This is a genomic window from Aequorivita marisscotiae (assembly GCF_029814825.1).
Taxonomy (GTDB): domain Bacteria; phylum Bacteroidota; class Bacteroidia; order Flavobacteriales; family Flavobacteriaceae; genus Aequorivita; species Aequorivita marisscotiae.
The window spans coordinates 3,017,414-3,038,428 of sequence record NZ_CP122379.1; the positions used below are offsets into that span (position 1 = coordinate 3,017,414).

General features: G+C 35.2%; 18 protein-coding genes. All 18 read right to left on the minus strand.

The features are described from left to right. Position 1: 1 nt before the first annotated feature. Positions 2-1,060: a glycosyltransferase family 4 protein gene (locus QCQ61_RS13505; RefSeq protein WP_279448170.1), complete on the minus strand. Its 1,059-nt coding sequence runs from the start codon at positions 1,058-1,060 to the stop codon at positions 2-4. Between the two features lie 120 nt (positions 1,061-1,180). Next, positions 1,181-2,305, minus strand: a complete 1,125-nt coding sequence (locus QCQ61_RS13510; protein ID WP_279448171.1) for a glycosyltransferase — start codon at positions 2,303-2,305, stop codon at positions 1,181-1,183. A 96-nt stretch (positions 2,306-2,401) separates the two neighbouring features. Beyond that, positions 2,402-3,538: an O-antigen ligase family protein gene (locus QCQ61_RS13515; protein ID WP_279448172.1), complete on the minus strand. Its 1,137-nt coding sequence runs from the start codon at positions 3,536-3,538 to the stop codon at positions 2,402-2,404. 80 nt (positions 3,539-3,618) lie between these two features. Continuing rightward, a complete protein-coding gene (locus QCQ61_RS13520; RefSeq protein ID WP_279448173.1) occupies positions 3,619-4,674 on the minus strand; it encodes a polysaccharide pyruvyl transferase family protein in 1,056 nt (351 codons plus the stop codon). A 64-nt stretch (positions 4,675-4,738) separates the two neighbouring features. Continuing rightward, positions 4,739-6,217, minus strand: coding sequence for a lipopolysaccharide biosynthesis protein (locus tag QCQ61_RS13525; RefSeq protein WP_279448174.1), 1,479 nt, complete (start codon positions 6,215-6,217; stop codon positions 4,739-4,741). A gap of 278 nt (positions 6,218-6,495) precedes the next feature. Continuing rightward, a complete protein-coding gene (locus tag QCQ61_RS13530; protein ID WP_279448175.1) occupies positions 6,496-7,503 on the minus strand; it encodes a sulfotransferase in 1,008 nt (335 codons plus the stop codon). A 110-nt stretch (positions 7,504-7,613) separates the two neighbouring features. Next, positions 7,614-8,633, minus strand: a complete 1,020-nt coding sequence (locus tag QCQ61_RS13535) for an NAD-dependent epimerase/dehydratase family protein (RefSeq protein ID WP_279448176.1) — start codon at positions 8,631-8,633, stop codon at positions 7,614-7,616. Continuing rightward, positions 8,633-10,042, minus strand: coding sequence for a nucleotide sugar dehydrogenase (locus QCQ61_RS13540; protein WP_279448177.1), 1,410 nt, complete (start codon positions 10,040-10,042; stop codon positions 8,633-8,635). Before QCQ61_RS13540 ends, QCQ61_RS13535 begins: the two co-directional genes overlap by 1 nt. A gap of 50 nt (positions 10,043-10,092) precedes the next feature. Beyond that, positions 10,093-11,349: a sulfate adenylyltransferase subunit 1 gene (locus QCQ61_RS13545; protein ID WP_279448178.1), complete on the minus strand. Its 1,257-nt coding sequence runs from the start codon at positions 11,347-11,349 to the stop codon at positions 10,093-10,095. Positions 11,350-11,402: 53 nt separating this feature from the next. Next, positions 11,403-11,750, minus strand: coding sequence for a four helix bundle protein (locus QCQ61_RS13550; RefSeq protein WP_279448179.1), 348 nt, complete (start codon positions 11,748-11,750; stop codon positions 11,403-11,405). A 46-nt stretch (positions 11,751-11,796) separates the two neighbouring features. Further along, positions 11,797-12,702 carry a sulfate adenylyltransferase subunit CysD gene (gene cysD, locus QCQ61_RS13555; RefSeq protein ID WP_279448180.1) on the minus strand — a complete coding sequence of 302 codons (906 nt, stop codon included), beginning with the start codon at positions 12,700-12,702 and terminating at the stop codon, positions 11,797-11,799. Next, the gene (gene cysC, locus QCQ61_RS13560; protein WP_279448181.1) at positions 12,699-13,295 is read right to left on the minus strand and encodes an adenylyl-sulfate kinase; all 597 of its coding nucleotides are present in this window, start codon (positions 13,293-13,295) and stop codon (positions 12,699-12,701) included. Before cysC ends, cysD begins: the two co-directional genes overlap by 4 nt. 10 nt (positions 13,296-13,305) lie before the next feature. Continuing rightward, on the minus strand, positions 13,306-13,722 hold the full coding sequence (locus QCQ61_RS13565) for a DUF2061 domain-containing protein (protein WP_279448182.1): 417 nt from the start codon (positions 13,720-13,722) through the stop codon (positions 13,306-13,308). Beyond that, positions 13,722-14,531: a 3'(2'),5'-bisphosphate nucleotidase CysQ gene (gene cysQ / locus QCQ61_RS13570; protein ID WP_279448183.1), complete on the minus strand. Its 810-nt coding sequence runs from the start codon at positions 14,529-14,531 to the stop codon at positions 13,722-13,724. Before cysQ ends, QCQ61_RS13565 begins: the two co-directional genes overlap by 1 nt. A gap of 40 nt (positions 14,532-14,571) precedes the next feature. Then, positions 14,572-15,783, minus strand: coding sequence for a UDP-N-acetyl-D-mannosamine dehydrogenase (gene wecC / locus QCQ61_RS13575; protein ID WP_279448184.1), 1,212 nt, complete (start codon positions 15,781-15,783; stop codon positions 14,572-14,574). 196 nt (positions 15,784-15,979) lie between these two features. Next, positions 15,980-17,116, minus strand: a complete 1,137-nt coding sequence (gene wecB, locus QCQ61_RS13580) for a non-hydrolyzing UDP-N-acetylglucosamine 2-epimerase (RefSeq protein WP_279448185.1) — start codon at positions 17,114-17,116, stop codon at positions 15,980-15,982. A gap of 62 nt (positions 17,117-17,178) precedes the next feature. Then, complete coding sequence (locus tag QCQ61_RS13585) at positions 17,179-18,177, minus strand: SDR family oxidoreductase (protein ID WP_279448186.1); 999 nt, start codon at positions 18,175-18,177, stop codon at positions 17,179-17,181. A gap of 79 nt (positions 18,178-18,256) precedes the next feature. Beyond that, positions 18,257-19,633 carry a nucleotide sugar dehydrogenase gene (locus tag QCQ61_RS13590; protein WP_279448187.1) on the minus strand — a complete coding sequence of 459 codons (1,377 nt, stop codon included), beginning with the start codon at positions 19,631-19,633 and terminating at the stop codon, positions 18,257-18,259. Positions 19,634-21,015 lie beyond the last annotated feature (1,382 nt).

Below are 21,015 nucleotides of genomic sequence, written 5' to 3' on the forward strand. Positions count from 1 at the left end.
ATTATTTATTATTTTCAATTGCATTACAAATTGATTTTGCCATCATTTCGGGTGTGCGAAAATTATGGTAATGTGCATATGCATTATCATTCATAATTCTATTCTTTTTCGGATTATCCAATATCCACGAAAGAACTTCTACCAGATCTTCATTTTTATTATACAGAATTCCATTTACATTATTTTCAATATTAAAAATCTCACCTCCAGTAATTGCATACTTACTGGTAACAAAAATAGTTCGGTTACCCATGGATTTTAAAACCGATAAACCCGCTTGATTAGGAGATATGCACGCTCTAGACATATTGAATATTTCTTCCAACTTAGTATCGTCATAAATTCTACCTAATAGTTTTACCCAATTAGAAAGATTATTTACTTTTACAAACAACTCAATAACATTTCTTTGTGGACCTTCCCCGACAATTAAAAGTTGTGGAACATCGTTTCTTAATTGCCGTAATTCTTTGTAGGCTTCAAGTAAAACTTCAAGGCCTTTTTGCGGATATAAAGTTCCTATAAATAGAAAATTAACTTTATTTAATTTACTGTTTTTAGTAGATGTTTTAACTGCTACAGAATTGTGGGCAACATATAATTTATTTTCACTGACTCCCGCATTCAGATACTTCTGAACTGGATAATCGCTATAAAAAATCGTAAAATCTGATTTTTTTGAGATGTAGTATCTAATTTTATTTAATATTTCACTGGAATCAAAATCACTAGTATACGAAGCCGTTACACCAATTCCCCAATATCCAATTTTATAATTTCTCCTGCGTTTAAAAGCTAAAAGCATTAAACTAATCCATCTAATATTCGATATTCCAATTACTACATCAAACTCACTCGCTATAATTTCCAATTTATCTTTATGAACATCAAATGGCCCAATTTTCTTTATTGGAAGATATAGGGTTTTAAAAGAATACGATTTTTCACAATACTGTTTGTCAGAGAAAGCAACTGTCAGGTCATGCTCTTTGTTAATTGTATTAAAAATTAATTCCCGATATGGCCAAATTTTATTGTAAATTATTAAAACCTTTTTCATTTTTGGAACTTTGATTTTCTTATTATAAATAATATTAAATAAATAAGAGCTTTACTGACAAAAAATTAAATTATATTCAATCTATCTTAAACATCAATTAGAAATCATTAGTATGTATAATTAATTACTAAAAGTATCAATTAATATTTGACTTATTTTTCTCGCTCTGACCTCTAAAGAACTTTCTCCACGCTTACGAAGTAAATTATCAATTAGTTCTTCACGAAATTTAATATCACTTTTAAGGTTTGAAATTGCCATAGTTATTTTTTTTATATCTAGGGGATCAACTAAAACTCCAGTAGATTCATCGATTTGTTCCGCTACCGAAGTTCCTTTTGAGCTAATTATAGGAATCCCACACGCCTTAGCCTCCTCAATAACATTGCAATGTCCCTCATAGAGGGTGGGCAATACAAATATATCAAACGCATTATACAATTCGGGAAGTTGATAATTTGGAACGGGACCAATTACTGTTGTGAAAGAATTTGGCTTTAAATCTCCCTTTCCGCCAATACAAACCAGTCGAATATCAGTATCATCAAGAAATTCAATGGCTTCGATAATCCTGTTAGGACCTTTTCGATGAATAAAATGACCTATAAAACCTATAACAAATTGATCTTTTGCCAAACCTAGTTTCTCTTTGCATTTAATTTTATCCAATGGCTTAAATAAAGAATAATTAACCGCATTTGGAATTACCGTCATTTTATTCTCATTAAAACCGAGATCCATCAATCGAATCCTATTGTCATTAGAAACACAGATAATATGATTAACTGATTTTTTTATTTCGTTTTTTATAGGTTCGGGCGTATCTACCCATGATCTATAAGTTGATTCCCCCGATGCAATTACTAAAGGAATGTTGTTTCTCTTTTTAAAGGCCAAAGCAGGAATGGCATTTGAAAGAAAATGCGTATAGATTACATCTGGCATTATTGATAATTTATTCAATTCTCTTTTGACTGCTTTTTCAAAAAAATAAGAGCTTATTTTCCCCGTATTTATTCCTAAAAAGGTCCTACTGCTTAAAGAAAGATAAAGAGGTCTTAACACCTTACATTTCTCATTTCCGTAAGACTTCTGCGTTCTTTTAAATATATCGTGGATTTTATAGGGTGCAATAATTGTAATCTCATGATGGATTGCTAACTCCTGCATCAGATTATAAACAAAAGCGCCAAAACTTGGTAGTGTTCTGGAAGGATAAGTATTAGAAATTACTAAAATATTCATGTTATAATTTAAAAAAAATTCAGCTCGCTCTTATATTGAAAAATACTTAACTAATTGATTAAAACCTTTATAATATTTTCTCAATTAAGTTTTCAATTATTTTTTTATGGAATTGTCTTTAGTGGCTAAAAGGTATGGCAACAACAATATTTGCGAATAAGCAAATGAAGAACCGTACCACCTAGATGTTAGTGAAGTTATAATCGCTATTCCTATGAGACAAATAAACATTATCTTCTTGTTAAAAACAAAATTACCAGAATAAATTTCTTTTAAAGCACTGTAGAAAAGTATAGCATAGATAGTAAATCCAAGTAATCCAAAACTGACTAATAGCTCAATCCAATCGTTATGAGAATTATTGGCAGATACATCAGCTGTGGTTTGAAAGCCATTACCAAACAAATAGATAAATATGTTATTACTTTCATACCACGTGGCAAAAGCTATTCGAGCAATATTATCTCGACCAGAAGAGTCACCTTCCATCATTGATTGCAACCGAACCATTAAAAATTCATTTTCTAATAAATATTCATAACCCCAATAACTTAATCCAAAAAATATGATGAGTATAACCGTGTAATTACGAATTTGATACCTACTATTAACAGTTTTTAATTGGTAATAAAAAAATAGCAAGATTCCAAATACCCCGCATACAATTGCAGCCCGTTTAGCACTTTGGACTATAAAAATCCAAAAGATTAGTAAAGCGATTATGGAAAATACCTTCCGTTTAAAAAGAAATACAAAAGGAATAAGGCCTAAGAACATATATATGGTGTTATCTATCACATCTTCTCGCTCTCGGATAGCTTGTAATGATATATTACTTTGAGTAAATCTATAAACAATCATCGGAGCAAGTATGATAAAAAGAACAATAAGATGCTTTTTTGTTAAAACATCCTTTTTCGAGAAATAATAAAAGGCATAAAAGGGTACCATATTAAGAAGAGTGCTTTGAAATCCCCTATAATTTTCGAAATCACCCTTTAAAAAGAATCCCGCTACAATTAATAATAATAAAGCAGTCCAAGCCTTAATAAAAAGAGTAAACTTAGACTGAACAAAGAACAACTCTTTTACAAAATAAACTAGGCTTATCAACATAATTAATAAAAGTGTGGTTTGAGATATTATACTTCCCATTGGATATATCACTCCTTGACTATAATAAACTAAAACCAGTAAAAGTAAAAAATTACATATGTATTTATCCTGTTGCATAATACTATTAAAAAATTTACTCTTTACTTTTTAAAAACCAAGATTACATAAAAAAACACTCTATGAATAATATTAAACAATTAAATAAAATCCAAAAATTTAAATAACACTTTTTTGTTCTTCATTGCGTCATCAAAAAGAATGTTATCTGAAGTAACCACGGAATCCAATTGTTCAAATTTATCACATAATAATTTAGTATTTATATCCTTTAACTGAATACAAAAATCCTGTCGTTTAATTTGTTCATAAAACCTGACAGTTTTACTGTGTTGGGGAATAGACAATGTTCGTTTCCCCAGTGCATACCCAACTATACCAACATGCAATTTTGAAGTTATAATTTTATCTATAACTTGAAGATTACTTATCATTTCTGCTGGATCCTTATAAGAAATTATTGGCAGTGCAACTCCCTGGCTACTCAAAATATCCTTCAAGCTATTGGCCTTGTTGCTTGAATACTGACCCTCACCATCCTCTAATAAAAAAATTTCATATTTCTCATTTATATTTTTGATAAAGCCAACAAATTCATCCAATTTGCCCGACTTCACTAGATTATCATTCGGATAATGGAGTGCCACTTTTGGTTTATCTCTTTCTACATTCGAACCTTTTGGCTGTAAAGTTAAAGCAACATCAGGTGCTAAATGAATTTTCTCTGTCGCTATACCCCAATCTATAAGGTATTGTCTTGAGTATTTATCTCTTACTGAAACAAAATCAGCTTTATCAAATAATTTAATAATTTTTCTTTTTAAGAAACTAAAAGAAATAGGACCAACGCCTACTCCGATAATCATATACGGAACTTTATGTTTATATAATTTATCATTCCAACTGATATGACGTCTATAGTTCCGTATTGACCACCATAATCTTCTTACAAAACTTCCCGGTTGTTCCCCAAAATATCCGCCTGGACCAAATACTAACCCATCCAGATCTTGAATTTTTCTGTTCTTATTTTCAGTATTCAGAATTTCTATTGCTTCCTTTTCAGAATTCACAAATGGCAGAGTTATATCCATTTCTGGAGAATGTTCCCTTACCCAATTTTTAATTATATAGAGGATAAGCGTATCACCAAAGTTACGGCAATAATATGATCCATGTATTCCAAGTTTTTTCATTATATGCTTTTTTAATTTAAATCAATTTAAGTTGAAATTTATTATATTTAGAAAAACGTCTTGCCTATTTTTCCCTCAAAAATTTTTTAAACTTTGATGGAATGGGTAAAATTTTCAAAAAACTTAATTTTTCCCAAAATAAGTGAAATAAAATTATACATATTATTCCATACGTTCCATAAGTAATTAATAAAATTAAAATATCAGAAGTCACAACACTCTTTGTAAGAACATTAATTCCTATAAAAAGAGAAGACAAAAATATCATTATTCCAATTTCTGAAAAAATTCCCTTAAGAAAGTATATCCAGTTAATTTTCAAAATTGTAAGGCTAAGCTGAATCATAAGAAAATAATTGACAGTTACGGCAAACAAGGTTCCATAAGCCACACCCACGATTCCCCAGTGTGATCCGATGTAACAGGCAACTAGAACGCAAAAGGCATAAACAAATTGACGCTTAGCCCTACTATATACATTTCCCGTTGCCCTACACAAGCTCTCACCCATCTTATAACCCATTCTAAAGAGTAAACCAGCAGTTAAAATCTGAAGAGGTATTATTACCTGTCCCCATTGCTCTCCTAGCAATACATTAACTATTTCGTTTGAACTAAAAATGATAATTACGGATACGGGAATACATAAGAAAGTTATCATTTTGGAGCCACTCATAAAAGCCATTATCAATCGGTCATTTTGATCTTGGCGTGCAGCCATAGCTGGGAATAAAGCCTTATCTATTGAACCTCCCAATAGGCTAACAGGTTTTGCCATAATAGCGTAGGCGCGACTATAAATACCTAAGGCATCAGCGCCTAAATAACGACCAGCGATAATATTATCACCTTGGTTAGCTACGTAATTAAAAAATCTCCCAAAGGTGAAGCCACCTCCAAAATATATAAGGTCTTTAAATTCTTGCTTGCTCCAAAATGGTACGAAGGAATGTTTTTGTAAAATAGTGTAGGCTATAACTTTAATTATTTCTTGCGCAAATATTGCGATTATCAATGCCCAGTAGTCAAACCCTAAGTATCCAAAAATGATCCCTATTAGCCCATACCCCAAAATATAGGAAATAATATCAATGACAGCCATCTCTTTAAGCCGCATGTTTCTCTGTAATAGCGAAGTGGAAACAGTTACAAAGCTTCCTGTCACAAATAATAAAGAAACAACCTTTAGTACCGGAGCGAGTTTATCGAAATTAAAAAATGAAGATATAAGACCAGAACATAGAAATATGGTCCCTCCTAATGCCAAACCAAGCATCAATGAAAAAGTAAACCCAACGCGAATATGTTTTTCCGTCAGTTCCTTTCTTTGAACCAAAGCTGGACCAATTCCCATTTGGCTTATAAGATTAGCAAACCCAACAACAATTAATGCAGCTTGAACAATTCCAAAACTTTCAACATTGATTAATCGGGCAAGAATAGCCAAAATTGCGATTTGCGCAATAGCAGATATCCCACTCCCTGCCGCCGACCAAAAGAATCCTTGAAAAGTTTTTTTTGTTAATGAGTCTTTTTTATTCATTGAAATTTATTCTGCTAAAAAAATTGGCCTTAGATATCTTTATACTAATAATATAATAATTTCTATTATAAATAGTGCTTACCCGTTTAAAATCATTAACTGATTATACAAAAAAGAAGTCTGTATTTTATATATATGTTTTGAACAATTTGTCTATTGTACTTCATTGTGGGGAGCACCCATATAATTTCTCGAGTATGCAAAAAATAAAAACATGTTTATAGTAAAGATACATTCTGTAATTCAAATCTAAATATATTCAAGCCTACTAACTCCACTTAAGATTTCTTCGATTTCTGCAATTCTTCACTCATTTTCTCTGCTAAACCAAAAGTACCTAGTTTATTAAATTCAACTTTTAAATGCTCTTTAAAGAATTGTCGTTTTAGTAGTCTTCGATCAATAGGGTCTATAGGCTTTCTCTTTAGGAAAGCCTGATTTATATATTGCCCAATAATCGCAAGACTTGGAAACGTTTTAAGAATAGACAAATATCCATAGGCAACCAATCGATCGCTCTTACTCATCTTTGATTTTTTATGTTTGGAGAATGACGTATTGATCGTGTAGGGCTTCGGCTCTCCTAAAGCAAACTCTTTAGATAGTCCTAAATAAGATCTTATTTTATTTTGAACTTTTTGTTTATCATTTATCAAATCATCAAACCTAATATGTAATAATTCTGAATCGTTTAAAAAATTCGTTTTAAGCAAATAGGTTTTAAACCATTGCTGAGTGTAACCTAGTATACCATAGTACTTGAATAAACCTTTTCGAGGTCTTGCGTGGTTTTTTCCAGGCATAAATTGGGCACTTATAAGAGCCGGCTCAAAATCTCTCTGAATACGTATAAACTTGACCTCATCATAAAACTCGTATAACGTCCTCAAAAAGAATTCAAAAGTCTTTGAATCCGTGAAAAAAGCAGAGTCTAGTTTCGCCATCCAAAATCCTTTTTCTAGAGTATGACAACAATGATTCATCATATCAAAATAGAATTCGAAAAAATTATTTCTTGGGTTTTCCAAATGAAATTCGAGATTCCCTTCAGCAAGTTGAAAATAATCACCTGAAGCATAATGATAAAGAAAATCTATATATTTATCCGGTTTACTAATATCCCCATGATATGCGTAGTTTCCATACAATTTTGCCTCGTGATTTCCACGATGAAGTTCATGTTCTATGCCCACAATCTCGGAGAAATCACTAATTATATTGGTCAATGAAGTTGTGCCATTCCGAGCTGCTCCAATAATAAAAACGGGGATTATCTTTTCACTCATCTCATCTAAAATTAATGTTGTTTTATTTTACTAGGAATTATATTTTCAAACTGAAGATAAAAACTGTCCTGCTTTGATTGTCTAATGTCAGAACTAAAAACTCCAGAGCCTTAACTATTACTATAGTTTTTGTACCATTCAACAAAATTTTTAATTCCTAGTTCAATTGACGTAGTGCTTTTATATCCTAATTTATTTAACCTTGACGTATCTGCCCAGGTTTGTGGAACATCTCCAGGTTGCAAAGGCAGCATTCTTTTTTTTACCCCTCTCTTAAACTCCCGTTCTAACGTCTCTATAAATTTCATTAAAGAGACAGGAGAACCGTTGCCTATGTTAAAAAGCTGGTAATAAGTCGAATCTTCTTCCTTTTTAGGTGGATTATGTAATATGATTATAATTCCCTGAATAATATCTTCAATATAAGTGAAATCTCTACTCATTTCCCCATGATTAAAAACCTGAATATGTTGATCTCTGGTTATAGCATTTGCAAATAGCATCGGTGCCATATCGGGTCTACCCCACGGACCATATACAGTAAAAAATCGAAGGCCAGAAGTTGGAATTCTATACAAATGGCTATAAGCGTATGCCATGAGCTCATTACTCTTTTTGGAAGCAGCATATAAACTTATTGGAAAATCAACTTTGTCATTTTCAGAGAAGGGCACTTTTGCATTGACCCCGTATACTGATGAGCTGGAAGCATACACCAAATGTTTAACCTTTTGATGACGGCAACATTCCAATATATTTAGAAAACCTACAATATTACTGTCAATATATGCCTCAGGATTTTCTATACTATAGCGAACGCCTGCCTGTGCGGCTAAATGAATTACCACATCAAAATTTTGTTCCTTAAATAACATTGGCAACTTCTCTCTGTTTTCTATGTCCATCCGAATAAAATGAAAGTTATTATATAAAGAAGATGTTGCAATAGTATTCCATTTCTTAGCCTCTAACTGCGATACCCCTATATCACCTAAGCGTGCATATTTTAAAACTATTGTATAATAATCGTTGATATTATCTAAACCATAAACAGTATAACCATCCTTCAATAACTGTTTCGTTAATGCATGGCCAATAAATCCCGCTGCTCCTGTAACTAATATTTTCATTAAATGTTATTTAAGATTGAGACTCCTATTGCATCGTATTGAAATCCAATGTCCTTCATGAATTGACCATCCAAAATCCTTCTTCCATCAAAAACAAAGGCAGGTTTAATAACCGAGGTATATATATTTTCCCAATCATATTCCACAAACTCATCCCATTCTGTCAGGATCGCTACCGCGTGCGCCTTTTCGCAAGCATGATAAGGCTCCATTACCACTTTTAGTAACCTTCTATTCTCTTCTGGACTTCGCGTATTCAAATAATCTAGATCTTCATAAATCCTTTCTTCACTTACTTTAGGGTCGTAAACGGTAATTTCGGCTTCTTCATTTAAAAGCGCATCTGCAACATAAATTGCAGCCGACTCACGCGTATCGTTAGTGTCTTTTTTAAAGGCCCAACCTAAGAAAGTAATTTTTTTACCAGAAACCGTATTGTAAAGTTTAGAAACAATATTTTCCGCAAAACGATTTTTTTGATGGTCGTTCATAATTATAACTTGTTCCCAATAGTCAGCAACTTCGTTTAAGCCATAAGATTTGGCAATATAAACAAGATTCAATATATCTTTTTGAAAGCAAGAACCACCAAAACCTACCGAGGCTTTTAAGAATTTGGGACCTATTCTACTATCCATTCCAATAGCTTTACTCACTTCACTTACATCAGCACCCGTTACTTCGCATAATTCTGAAATGGCATTAATTGAGGATACTCGTTGCGCTAAAAAAGCATTTGCTACTAATTTAGATAATTCAGAAGACCAAAGATTAGTCGTTAATATTTGCTCCTTTGGAATCCAAGTGGCGTAAATATCGACCAAAGCATTGATTGTCTCATTGCCCTCTTTGCTATTTTCTCCTCCAATCAATACCCTATCTGGATTTAACAGATCTTGCACCGCGGTGCCTTCGGCTAAAAATTCTGGATTGGAAAGAATCTGAAATTTCACGCCATTGCCAGTATGGTCTAAAATATTTTTTATTGCTTGGGCCGTTCTTACGGGAAGCGTAGACTTTTCAACAACTATTTTATCAGTAGTAGCAACTTTTGCTATTTGGCGGGCAGATAATTCAATGTACTTTAGATCTGCTGCCATCCCTTTTCCTTTACCGTAAGTTTTGGTAGGCGTATTTACTGAAATAAAAATCATTTCAGCCTCATCAATAGCCTTTTCTACCTCGGTGCTGAAAAATAAGTTTCTCCCTCTTGCCTCTTGAACCACTTCTTTTAGACCGGGTTCGTATATTGGTAGATTGTTTAAATCATTATCATTCCAAGCTGCAATACGGGCTTCATTAATATCTACAATTGTAATATTAATATCGGGGTTTTTTAAAGCCAGAACCGCCATTGTTGGGCCTCCAACGTAACCAGCACCAATGCAACAAATATTTTTAATCTTCATTTTTTTAATTCTTCGAGTCGTTCAATGGGTAATTTATAGATTTCAGTGATTTAAACAATCATCCCTGCAGCAACAGTTTCATTTGTATTATCGTCTATTAAAATAATACTACCCGTTGTACGGTTGGTGCCGTAGGAATCTATCATTAAAGGTTTGGTAGTTCTAATGGTTACTCTACCTATTTCATTCATCTCAAAAGTATCTTCATCCTTAATACGATCGTAGGAATTAATATCAACCTTATACAAAACGCTTTTTATCATCGCCTTTTGTGAGTTTTCGGTATGACATATAGTGTATTTTGCTCTGGGTTGAGAGGGTTTATTACTCATCCAACACAGCATTACATCAAACTCTTGTGATGTTTCTGGCCTATTGTTCGTTCTAACAATCATGTCGCCTCTACTTATATCTATATCATCTTCTAAAGTTATAGAAACAGACATTGGGACATAGGCTTCCTCAAATTCCTGTTCAAAGCCGTCAATACTCTTGATCTTTGAGGCGAAACCCGAGGGAAGTGCAATTACTTCATCGCCTACTCTGAATACACCACTAGCTATTCTACCGGCATATCCACGATAGTCTATAAATCCTTCTCTTTGTGGACGAAGCACAGTTTGAACGGGAAAGCGGGCATCAATTTTATTTAAATCGTTGGTAATATGTAAAGTTTCTAAAGTATATAATAAGGCTGCACCTTTATACCACAACATATTTTCAGAGCGGTTTACTACATTATCTCCGTGTAAAGCACTAATTGGAATATAAGTAATATCTTTTGTAACAAGTTTAGAAGAAACTTGCTCATATTGATTTACAATGTCATTATAAATTGCTTCATCATAATCTACAAGATCCATTTTATTAATACATACTATTAAATGCGGTATTTGCAAGAGTGAAGCTATAAAAGAGTGTCTTTTTGTTTGCTCTATTACACCTTTCCTAGCATCTATCAATATAATTGCGGCATTAGCGGTAGAAGCTCCAGTAATCATATTTCGCGTATATTGAATATGACCTGGGGTATCGGCAATTATAAACTTTCTTTTTGGCGTTGTAAAATATCTATATGCTACGTCGATAGTAATTCCTTGCTCGCGCTCCTCTTTAAGACCATCTGTAAACATAGCAAGGTCTATATTGTCATGCCCTTTTTTCTTACTTGTACTTTCAACTGCAGCTAATTGATCCTCAAAAATAGACTTTGAATCGTAAAGTAATCTACCTATTAAGGTGCTTTTACCGTCATCCACGCTTCCTGCAGTTGTAAATCGTAATAATTGATTGTTGTCTATGGCCATTTTTGTGAGTTTGTGAGTTTGTGAGTTTGTTATTATGTGAGTCTGTGGTGGTGTTATTCTTTTAAAGTTTGAATCAGCTTTATCAGCATTCTTTTAATAAAATATATTTTGTCTTTTAGTGTTTTTGAATCATCAATAAAACTTAATCTATTAGATATTTCAATTTGAGTTTCTAATTCAGAAGCTGAGCCAAGACTGATATATAAAAATCTTTTAAATTCCTTCTTTGTTTCCCATGCTGCGCCTTCAGCAATATTTGATGGAATAGATACTGATGCACGACGGATTTGACTTGTGAGTCCAAATTTTTCAGAATCGGGAAAATTATTGGTAACCTGATAAATTTCTGTCACCAAATCCATTGATTCTTGATACAGTCTTAAATCATTATGTGTTTTCATATAATATTTACTTATTCACTAATTTACAGGCTCACGAATTCACCTTTTAGAAGTACCCTTGTTTCTTTCTATCTTCCATGGCTGTTTCTGAACGCTTATCGTCAGAGCGATTTCCGCGCTCCGTCATTCGCATGGCAGAAACTTCCTCCGCAATTTTTTCTAGAGTATCAGCATCAGATTCTATACCTCCGGTGATAGTGATATCTCCCAAGGTTCTAAAACGGATTTTTTTGGTTTCTATTTTTTCGTTTTCTTCTAGTTTTAAATGCTCTGAAACAGGAATCCATGTATCACTTCGCCATACAACTTGGCGTTGATGTGCTAAATACAAGGATGGAATTTGTATGTTTTCACGCTTAATGTAGTTCCAAACATCCATTTCAGTCCAATTACTAATAGGAAAGGCACGGAAATGTTCGCCTTCAAAATATTTTCCATTAAGCAAGTTCCAAAGTTCTGGACGTTGGTTTTTTGGATCCCACTGCCCGAAATCATCTCTATGAGAAAAGAAGCGTTCCTTGGCACGTGCTTTTTCCTCGTCGCGTCTTCCGCCTCCGATAGCACAATCTACTTTATTGCTTTCAATGGCATCGAGTAGTGTTGTAATTTGAAGCGCATTACGAGTGGCATTTTTCCCTTTTTCTTCAGCTACTCTACCTGAATCTATTGATTCTTGAACAGAGCCTACTATTAACCGTACGCCAAATTCTTTAATTAGATCATCTCGAAACTTGATAGTCTCTGGAAAGTTATGGCCAGTATCTACATGCATTAATGGAAAAGGTATTTTAGCGGGGTAAAATGCCTTCTTTGCTAAGTGGGTTACCAGAATGGAATCTTTTCCTCCTGAAAATAATATTACAGGATTTTGGAATTGAGCATATACCTCTCGAAGTATATATATAGCCTCTGATTCCAATTCGTCTAAATAATTTAAATAGTACTTACTCATTTTCTTTCTATTTTTCCAAGTATATTTTTTACAATCAAAACTACAATAGTTTCCAAATCTAATTGGGTAGTATCAATTTCAATATCAGCTGACAAAGGTAGCTCATAAGGGGCATTAACGCCAGTAAAATTTGTGATTTCGCCTTTTCTAGCCATTTTATAAAGTCCCTTTACGTCCCGTCGCTCACATTCCTCTATGGGTGTATTGACAAAAACTTCCACAAAGTTTGTATTACCAACAATGGCTTTTACATTTTCACGATCTTCCCTATAAGGAGAAACGAAGGAAGCTAGTACGACTAAGCCGGCATCCAGCATTAAATTAGCAACTTCACCTATTCTACGTATATTTTCAGAACGATCCTCTGTCGAGAAGGATAAGTTGGAACAGATTCCTTTACGCACGTTGTCTCCATCTAATAAATAGGTATGAATACCCTTATTGAATAGGGTTTGCTCCACTGCATTGGCAACTGTTGATTTTCCAGAGCCGGATAGACCAGTAAACCAAATTAAAAGTGGGGCGTGGTTTTTAAGGCTGCTCCTTTTATCGCGATCCACATTAAACTGATGTGTAAATATGTTTTTCTCCATAAAAATGAAATTAATCTTTTAATCCGTAATTCAATCTATACCAAACTCGTTCATGTAAGTAGTACAAGATCATTTTAGTTATTAGTTCGGACATGCCGATTTTAAGGCCAGAAAGCGGATTTCCTGTTATTAACCAAGCTAATAACATTGTATCTAAAGTGCCAACACCCCTCCAGGTAAAAGTCTTTGCTATATGCCTGATTCTACTCTCTCTTATTATTCCAGCCTTGGACAAGTTTATTTTAAACCAAACGCGTTCATGCAAATAGTATAAAAACATTTTAGTAAACACCTCAGCCATTCCTATTTTCAGGCCTGTTAAGGGGTTACCAGTAATAAACCATGATATTAAAATGGTATCTATGGTACCTACAATTCTCCAGGTAATGGCTTTCGCTATATGTCTTTTTTGAGACCGTCCTATCATTAGCTGCGTACTAAGAAATAATTATTTAGGAGATTGCTTTTATTATAAGCTAAAGGTTTTCCTGTAGCTTGGTCTATCACTTTTAATCCCACTGCTCTGCAAATTGCATCTCCCGCGGCCGTATCCCATTCCATAGTAGGGGCGAATCTCGGGTAAATATTCGCTAAACCTTCAGCCACTAAACAGAATTTTAAGGAACTACCTTTGCTTACAATTTCAATTTTATTTTTTCCTTCTTCGACGGACGTGCTATTTTCGATTTCGTTAATAAAATTTTTAGTGTCTTCATTTAGGTGAGAGCGGCTACCAACAATTTTTATTACATCTGAATCGAGTTCAGGTTTGATAGTTATGGCTTTATTAAAGATTTCGTCAATTGCGATTTTCTCAGAGTCTAGAACAAGTTTTTTAGAACTATTCGCATCTTCAGCAGTAAAGTAAATTGTTTTTGTAACTGGCACGTAGATTACACCGAGTACTGGAGAACCATTTTTAACAAGGGCTATGTTAACTGTAAACTCTCCATTCCTTTTTATAAACTCTTTTGTGCCATCCAGCGGATCGACTACCCAGCATTGCTTCCAGTCTTTCCGTTGCTCATAGTTTAATTGTTTATTTTCCTCGCTAATAATTGGAATTTCTGTGGGTTGTAGGTAACGGTTAATAATATCGTTAGCATTTTTATCAGCTTGGGTTAGCGGAGAATCATCGCCTTTAACCTCTACTTTAAAATTGGTTTCGTAAACTTTTAAAATTTCAACTCCAGCTTCTATCGCAGCTTTAATCGCAATGCTTAGATTATTTTTCATACCTTAATTTTCTCTTTTAAAAGACTCTATATTTTAACAATTAATTATTTCTTACCCCACAATAATCTAATACAACCTGCTCCTCAGTAAACTCCAATTCCTTAAACTCATTATGCGCCACCAATAATGCAATAATATCGGCCTTTTCAGTCGCTTCTTTATAATCTGTAATCTTAAAAACTTGGTGATCTTTAATATTTGGCTCTACGATAAAATAGACCTCATCTTGAGATTCTTGTAGTACCTTTTGTACGATATACTTTGCAGGAGATTCACGTAAATCATCAATATTAGGTTTAAAAGCTAGTCCCATTAAGGCAATAGCTGGTGGGCGACCGTGTTCTAATTGAAAGGCATGGCGGGCTTTTTTAATCTGCTCTGCCACCCAAAAGCTTTTATAATTATTTATCTCTCTTGCCTTCCCAATAATCTGGGATTCTAATGGGAAATCAGATGTAATGAAATAAGGATCCACCGCTATACAGTGTCCTCCTACACCACAACCAGGTTGTAGTATATTCACACGTGGGTGCTTATTCGCTAAACGAATTAATTCCCAAACATTAATATCTGCCTTATCACAAATGAGAGATAATTCATTGGCGAAGGCAATTTGCACATCACGGCTCGAATTTTCGGTTAGTTTGCACATTTCCGCGGTTCGAGCATTTGTTGCGTGTAATTCCCCGTTTACAAATTGTTTATAAAAAGCAGTTGCTTTTTCGGTACTTGCCTCATTAACTCCTCCAATTACTCTGTCATTATGAACCAATTCATACATAACATTACCAGGAAGCACACGTTCTGGACAATATGCCAAGTAAATTTTACCTTTAAGTTCAGGTCGCTCTCTAAAAATTAGCTCCCTCATCTTTTCAGTCGTGCCGATGGGAGAGGTAGATTCAATAATATAGAGATCTCCTTCTTTTAAAAATGGTAAAACTGCACGGGTTGCCGACTCTACATAAGAAATATCCGGTTCGTGATTCCCCTTAAACGGAGTTGGTACTACAATTAGGTATGTGTCCGCTGCCACAGGTTTTACGTCTGCTTTTAAATTACCTGCTTTTACTGCTTTAGCTACAGCAACTTCCAAGTCCATTTCAATTATGTGTATCTTACCCTGATTAATAGTTTTAACTACCTCGGGGTTTACGTCTACGCCATGTACTTGCATTCCTTTGGAGGCCATTAAGGCGGAGGTTGGCAAACCTATATATCCTAAACCAATTGTTACTACGTCTGGGTTCATTGTTTGTTCTTATTTTTTATTGTTTATTAAAATTTTGACAATCAAGGTTATAATATAAACATTTGATTATCGATGCTTACTTTAAATAGGTCTCGACTGCGCTCGACCGGACATTCTATACTTCTTGTTATTCTAATAGGTCTCGACCTCTCGACTGCGCTCGAGACAGGCCCGCGCTCGACCGGACATGGGTAAATTATTTAAAATTTTTTACTAATTCCAATTCCTTCATAAACTCCACTATTCTTCCACAGGCCTTTCCATCTCCATAGGGGTTATGCCGGCTGCTCATTTCTTTGAAATGGGTGTCATCATCTAGCAGTGCAAATGTTTCCTGTATTATTTTATCTGTGTCTGTACCTACCAAAATTACCGTTCCTGCCTCTACTGCCTCGGGCCGTTCTGTGGTTTCGCGCATTACTAATACTGGTTTTCCTAGGCTTGGGGCCTCTTCTTGAACGCCACCACTATCAGTGATTATAATCTTGGCACGGTCCATCATCCATATAAAATCGTGGTATGCCAAAGGTTCTATAAGTTTGATGTTTTTAATATCGCCCAAGATACGGTTTACTGGCTCCAATACCTTTGGATTTAAATGTACAGGATACACTATTTGAACTGATGGGCGCTCTAAAGCGATGGTTTTTAAAGCTTCACAAATACGAATAAATCCGTCTCCATGGTTTTCACGTCTGTGGCCTGTAACCAATAACAAATCAGCTCCGCTTAAATCGTTATCCAATTGTTTCACTAAGTCGCTCGGCTCTTGCTTTACTTTTTCAACACTTTGCAATAGGGCATCGATGACGGTATTACCAGTAACTATTATGGTTTTTGTATCTATATTTTCTTTTAATAAATTTTCTCGCGAGGCATTAGTAGGTGCAAAATGATAATCTGTTACCCGTCCTGTAATTTGTCTGTTTATTTCCTCTGGAAATGGCGCATACTTGTTATGAGTACGAAGACCAGCCTCAATGTGACAAACTTTAGCCCCACTATAAAAGCCTGCAATACTTGATGCCATGGTGGTTGTGGTATCGCCGTGTACGAAAACATAATCAGGCTTGAAGTTCTCTAATACCGGCTTTAATTCTGTAATAATTGCAGCAGTTAGACCATATAAATCCTGGCCTGGTTTCATTAAATCTAGATCATATTGTGGGTTGATATCAAAAAAACGTAACACTTGATCAAGCATTTCACGGTGTTGCGCCGTAACGCAAACACGAGTATCAAAGTCAACTGGGTATTTTTCAAATTCCTTTACCAGCGGAGCCATTTTAATTGCTTCAGGTCTGGTACCAAATACAATAAGTACTTTTTTCATTTTTTAATAGACTTGTGAGATATTAGACTTGAGACTCTTCTATTCAATTTTTTTATTAGTATCTATTTCAAATTACTCCAATACCACTCTACTGCCTCTTCAATCCCAGCATCAATAGCATGGGTAGGCTCATATTTCAATAGTTTTTTCGCCTTTTCAACAGACGCCAATGAATGTGGAATATCTCCTTTACGATTGGGTCCAAATTTAATTTCAACTTTCGAAATTGAAGGGTCAAAGGTAGTCAAATGTTTTTTTAGTATTTCAGTAAGTTGTAGCAAGTCTGTTTTATCACCAACCGCTGTATTGAATATTTGGTTTAATGCCGCTTGGTTTTCTGTAGTAATAGCCAATAGGTTCATTTGTATCACATTATCAATATAGGTAAAATCACGAGAATAGCTACCATCGCCGTTAATAAGCGGACTTTCGTGATCCATAAACTGTTTAACGAACAGCGGAATTACGGCCGCATAAGCACCATTGGGATCTTGGCGTCTGCCAAAGACATTAAAGTATCTTAGCCCGATAGTATCTAAACCGTAGGTAGTATGAAAAATGTTAGCATATAGCTCATTTACATATTTTGTAATAGCATAAGGTGATATAGGCTTCCCAATGACATCCTCAAGCTTAGGCAAAGCTTCACTATCGCCATAAGTTGAACTACTGGCGGCATATATAAAACGTTTTACGCCTGCATCGCGAGCAGCAACCAACATATTTAAAAATCCACTTACATTCACATCGTTCGTTGTAATGGGATCTTCAATAGATCTTGGAACCGAGCCTAAAGCTGCTTGGTGTAGTATAAAATATTGATTAGCACAGGCTTTTTGACAAGTGTCTAAATCGCGAATATCGCCCTCTATGAAAGTGAAATTAGAATTTCCTAAAAAAGGTTGGATGTTATGATAGTATCCCGTTGATAAATTATCAAGACAAGTTACTTTTGCGTCTAATTTTAAAAGTACTTCACAAAGGTTAGAACCAATAAACCCCGCACCCCCAGTGACTAGAATCCTTTTATCTTTTAATATGCTGAACTGTTCTAAATTCACTACTATCTTCTATTTCTCTATTTATATATTACAATAAATGCTAGACTGAAACCATACGTTAATGCTATAATATTTTCAACTATAAACGTCCATCTGCTTGTTCTAAAACACCCTTTACATCGTACACAATCGATTTCTTCGCTTTAAGATTATTAAGGTCAATAGATAGAAACTGTTTATGCGCAACTGCTAGAACGATGGCTTCAAATTTTTCTTCAGGAAGTTTTTGAATTGTCTCTAATTTGTATTCCTGTTGTACTTGCTCTGGGGATGCTAACGGATCGTAAATAGTTACTGCTATTCCATAGCTTTCTAGTTCTCGAACAACATTAACTACTTGGGTATTTCGAACGTCAGGGCAATTTTCTTTAAAGGTGATGCCCAACATCAATATTTTCGCTCCTTTAACTTTTACATCCCTAGCCAACATAAGTTTTATTACTTGTGATGCCACATAACTCCCCATAGAGTCATTTATACGGCGTCCAGCCAAGATGATATCTGGGTGATACCCAACTTCTTGTGCTTTCTGCGCTAAGTAATATGGATCAACTCCTATACAATGCCCTCCTACTAATCCGGGTTTAAAGGGTAAGAAATTCCATTTAGTACCTGCTGCTTCCAATACATCTTTAGTATTTATTTCTAAGGGATTAAAAATTTTAGCAAGCTCATTTACAAATGCAATATTTAAATCACGTTGCGCATTTTCAATAACCTTAGCGGCTTCCGCCACTTTTATACTGGGCGCCATATAGGTACCTCCTGTAATTACCGAGGCATATAACTTATTAATTTTTTCTGCAGCTTCTGGAGTAGAGCCGGCTGTTATCTTTAGAATTTTATCTACCGTATGCTCCTTGTCTCCTGGATTAATACGTTCAGGGGAATAGCCTACAAAGAAGTCCTCGTTAAATTTAAGGCCGCTAACCTTTTCCAATACCGGCACACATTCATCTTCCGTAACCCCTGGATAGACGGTAGATTCATAAATTACCGTATCACCTGATTTAAGCACTTTGCCAACGGTTTCACTCGCTTTATATAATGGCGTTAAATCGGGGCGGTTGTTCTTATCTACAGGTGTAGGAACAGTTACTATATAATAGTTACAAGCCTGAATATCTAATAAATCTGTGGTACAGAAGAGTCCGTTTTGCACTTTTACCTCTTGTTCAATAGTTGAATCGGTAACAGGTAACTCCACTAGGGTATTCGATTTTAGTAGTACTTTTTGGAGAATAGCATCTTCCACTTCAAGCGTGCTATCATGGCCGTTTTGCAATTCTTCTATTCTATTTCTATTGATATCGAATCCAACAACGGGGTATTTAGTGGCAAAAAGTCGCGCTACAGGTAAGCCTACATATCCTAAACCGATAACCCCAATTTTAATAGTATTATCTATAAAATTATCTGCAGGAGAAGTTTTCGAATTCGTATTTAAAACTTCCATATATGAATTAAAAAATATTTTTTAAATGTTTAAGGATTACAGCTGTACGTGGGGAGAAATTGGCACTTTAAATTTTGAAGAAACAAAGATAAAAATAGATTTGGGTTTATGTAGGGTTTTTAGGGGAAATTTCGGGTGGCGGTTGGCGGTTGTCGGTTGTCTGTTGTCTGTTGTCGGTTGTCTGTTGTCTGTTGTCTGTTGACGGTTGACGGTTGTCGGTTGTCTGTTGTCGGTTGTCGGTTGTCTGTTGTCGGTTGTGGGTTGTCTGTTGTCGGTTGTGGGTTGTGGGTTGTCGGGTGGCGGTTGTCGGGTGGCGGGTGGCGGTTGTCTGTTGTCTGTTGTCGGTTGTGGGTTGTCTGTTGTCGGTTGTGGGTTGTCGGTTGTCGGTTGTCTGGTGTCTGTTGTCGGGTGTGGGTTGTCTGTTGTCGGTTGTGGGTTGGCGGTTGTCGGTTGACCGTTGGGGGGGGATTGTTTAATTGGTTAATTGGGATTAAAGGACTTAAAGGACAAAAAGAGAAAAAGACGAAAGGGACAAATGGACTTAAGGGATAATAGAAACAAAAAGACTAAAGGACGGAATGACTTGTAAAGGATTATGGCTCCCCTTTGGGGCTGGGGAACTTGGGAAAATGAAATCGAAATCGAAATCGAAATCGAAATCGAATCAGCTCACTTTGGGATTTGGGATTTGGGATTTGTTTTGGGTGGGGGTTTTGAGAGTTTGGCCACGAATTCACGAATTATATTACTGCGCTTTACTTGGAGAGGGTTGCCACGAATTCACGAATTGATTTTTGGTTGGAGGGGAAGTGTTTCCCTTTGGGGCTGGGGGACTTTTTGGGACGGTTGACTGTTGACTGTTGTCTGTTGTCTGTTGTCTGTTGACTGTTGTCTGTTGTCTGTTGTCTGTTGTCTGTTGTCGGTTGTCGGGTGTCTGTTGTCTGTTGTCGGTTGTGGGTTGTCGGGTGGCGGTTGTCTGTTGTCGGTTGTCGGTTGTGGGTTGTGGGTTGTGGGATTGTGTAATTGTTTAATCGTTTAATTGGTTAATTGGTTAATTGGTTAATTGGGATTTAAAGGACTTAAAGGACAAAAAGACTAAAGGACGAAATGACTTGTAAAGGACTATGGCTCCCCTTTGGGGCTGGGGGACTTGGGAAAATGAAATCGAAATCGAAATTGAAAAACAGCCTAATTGAAATTGGTTAAATGTTAAATTGTGTAATTGTGTAATTGAAGTCTCGTTGATGATTAAACACAAAGGACGCAAAGGACAAAATGACTTGTAAAGGACTATGGCTCCCCTTTGGGGCTGGGGGACTTTTTGGGACGGTTGTCGGTTGGCGGTTGTCTGTTGTCGGTTGTCGGTTGTGGGTTGTCTGTTG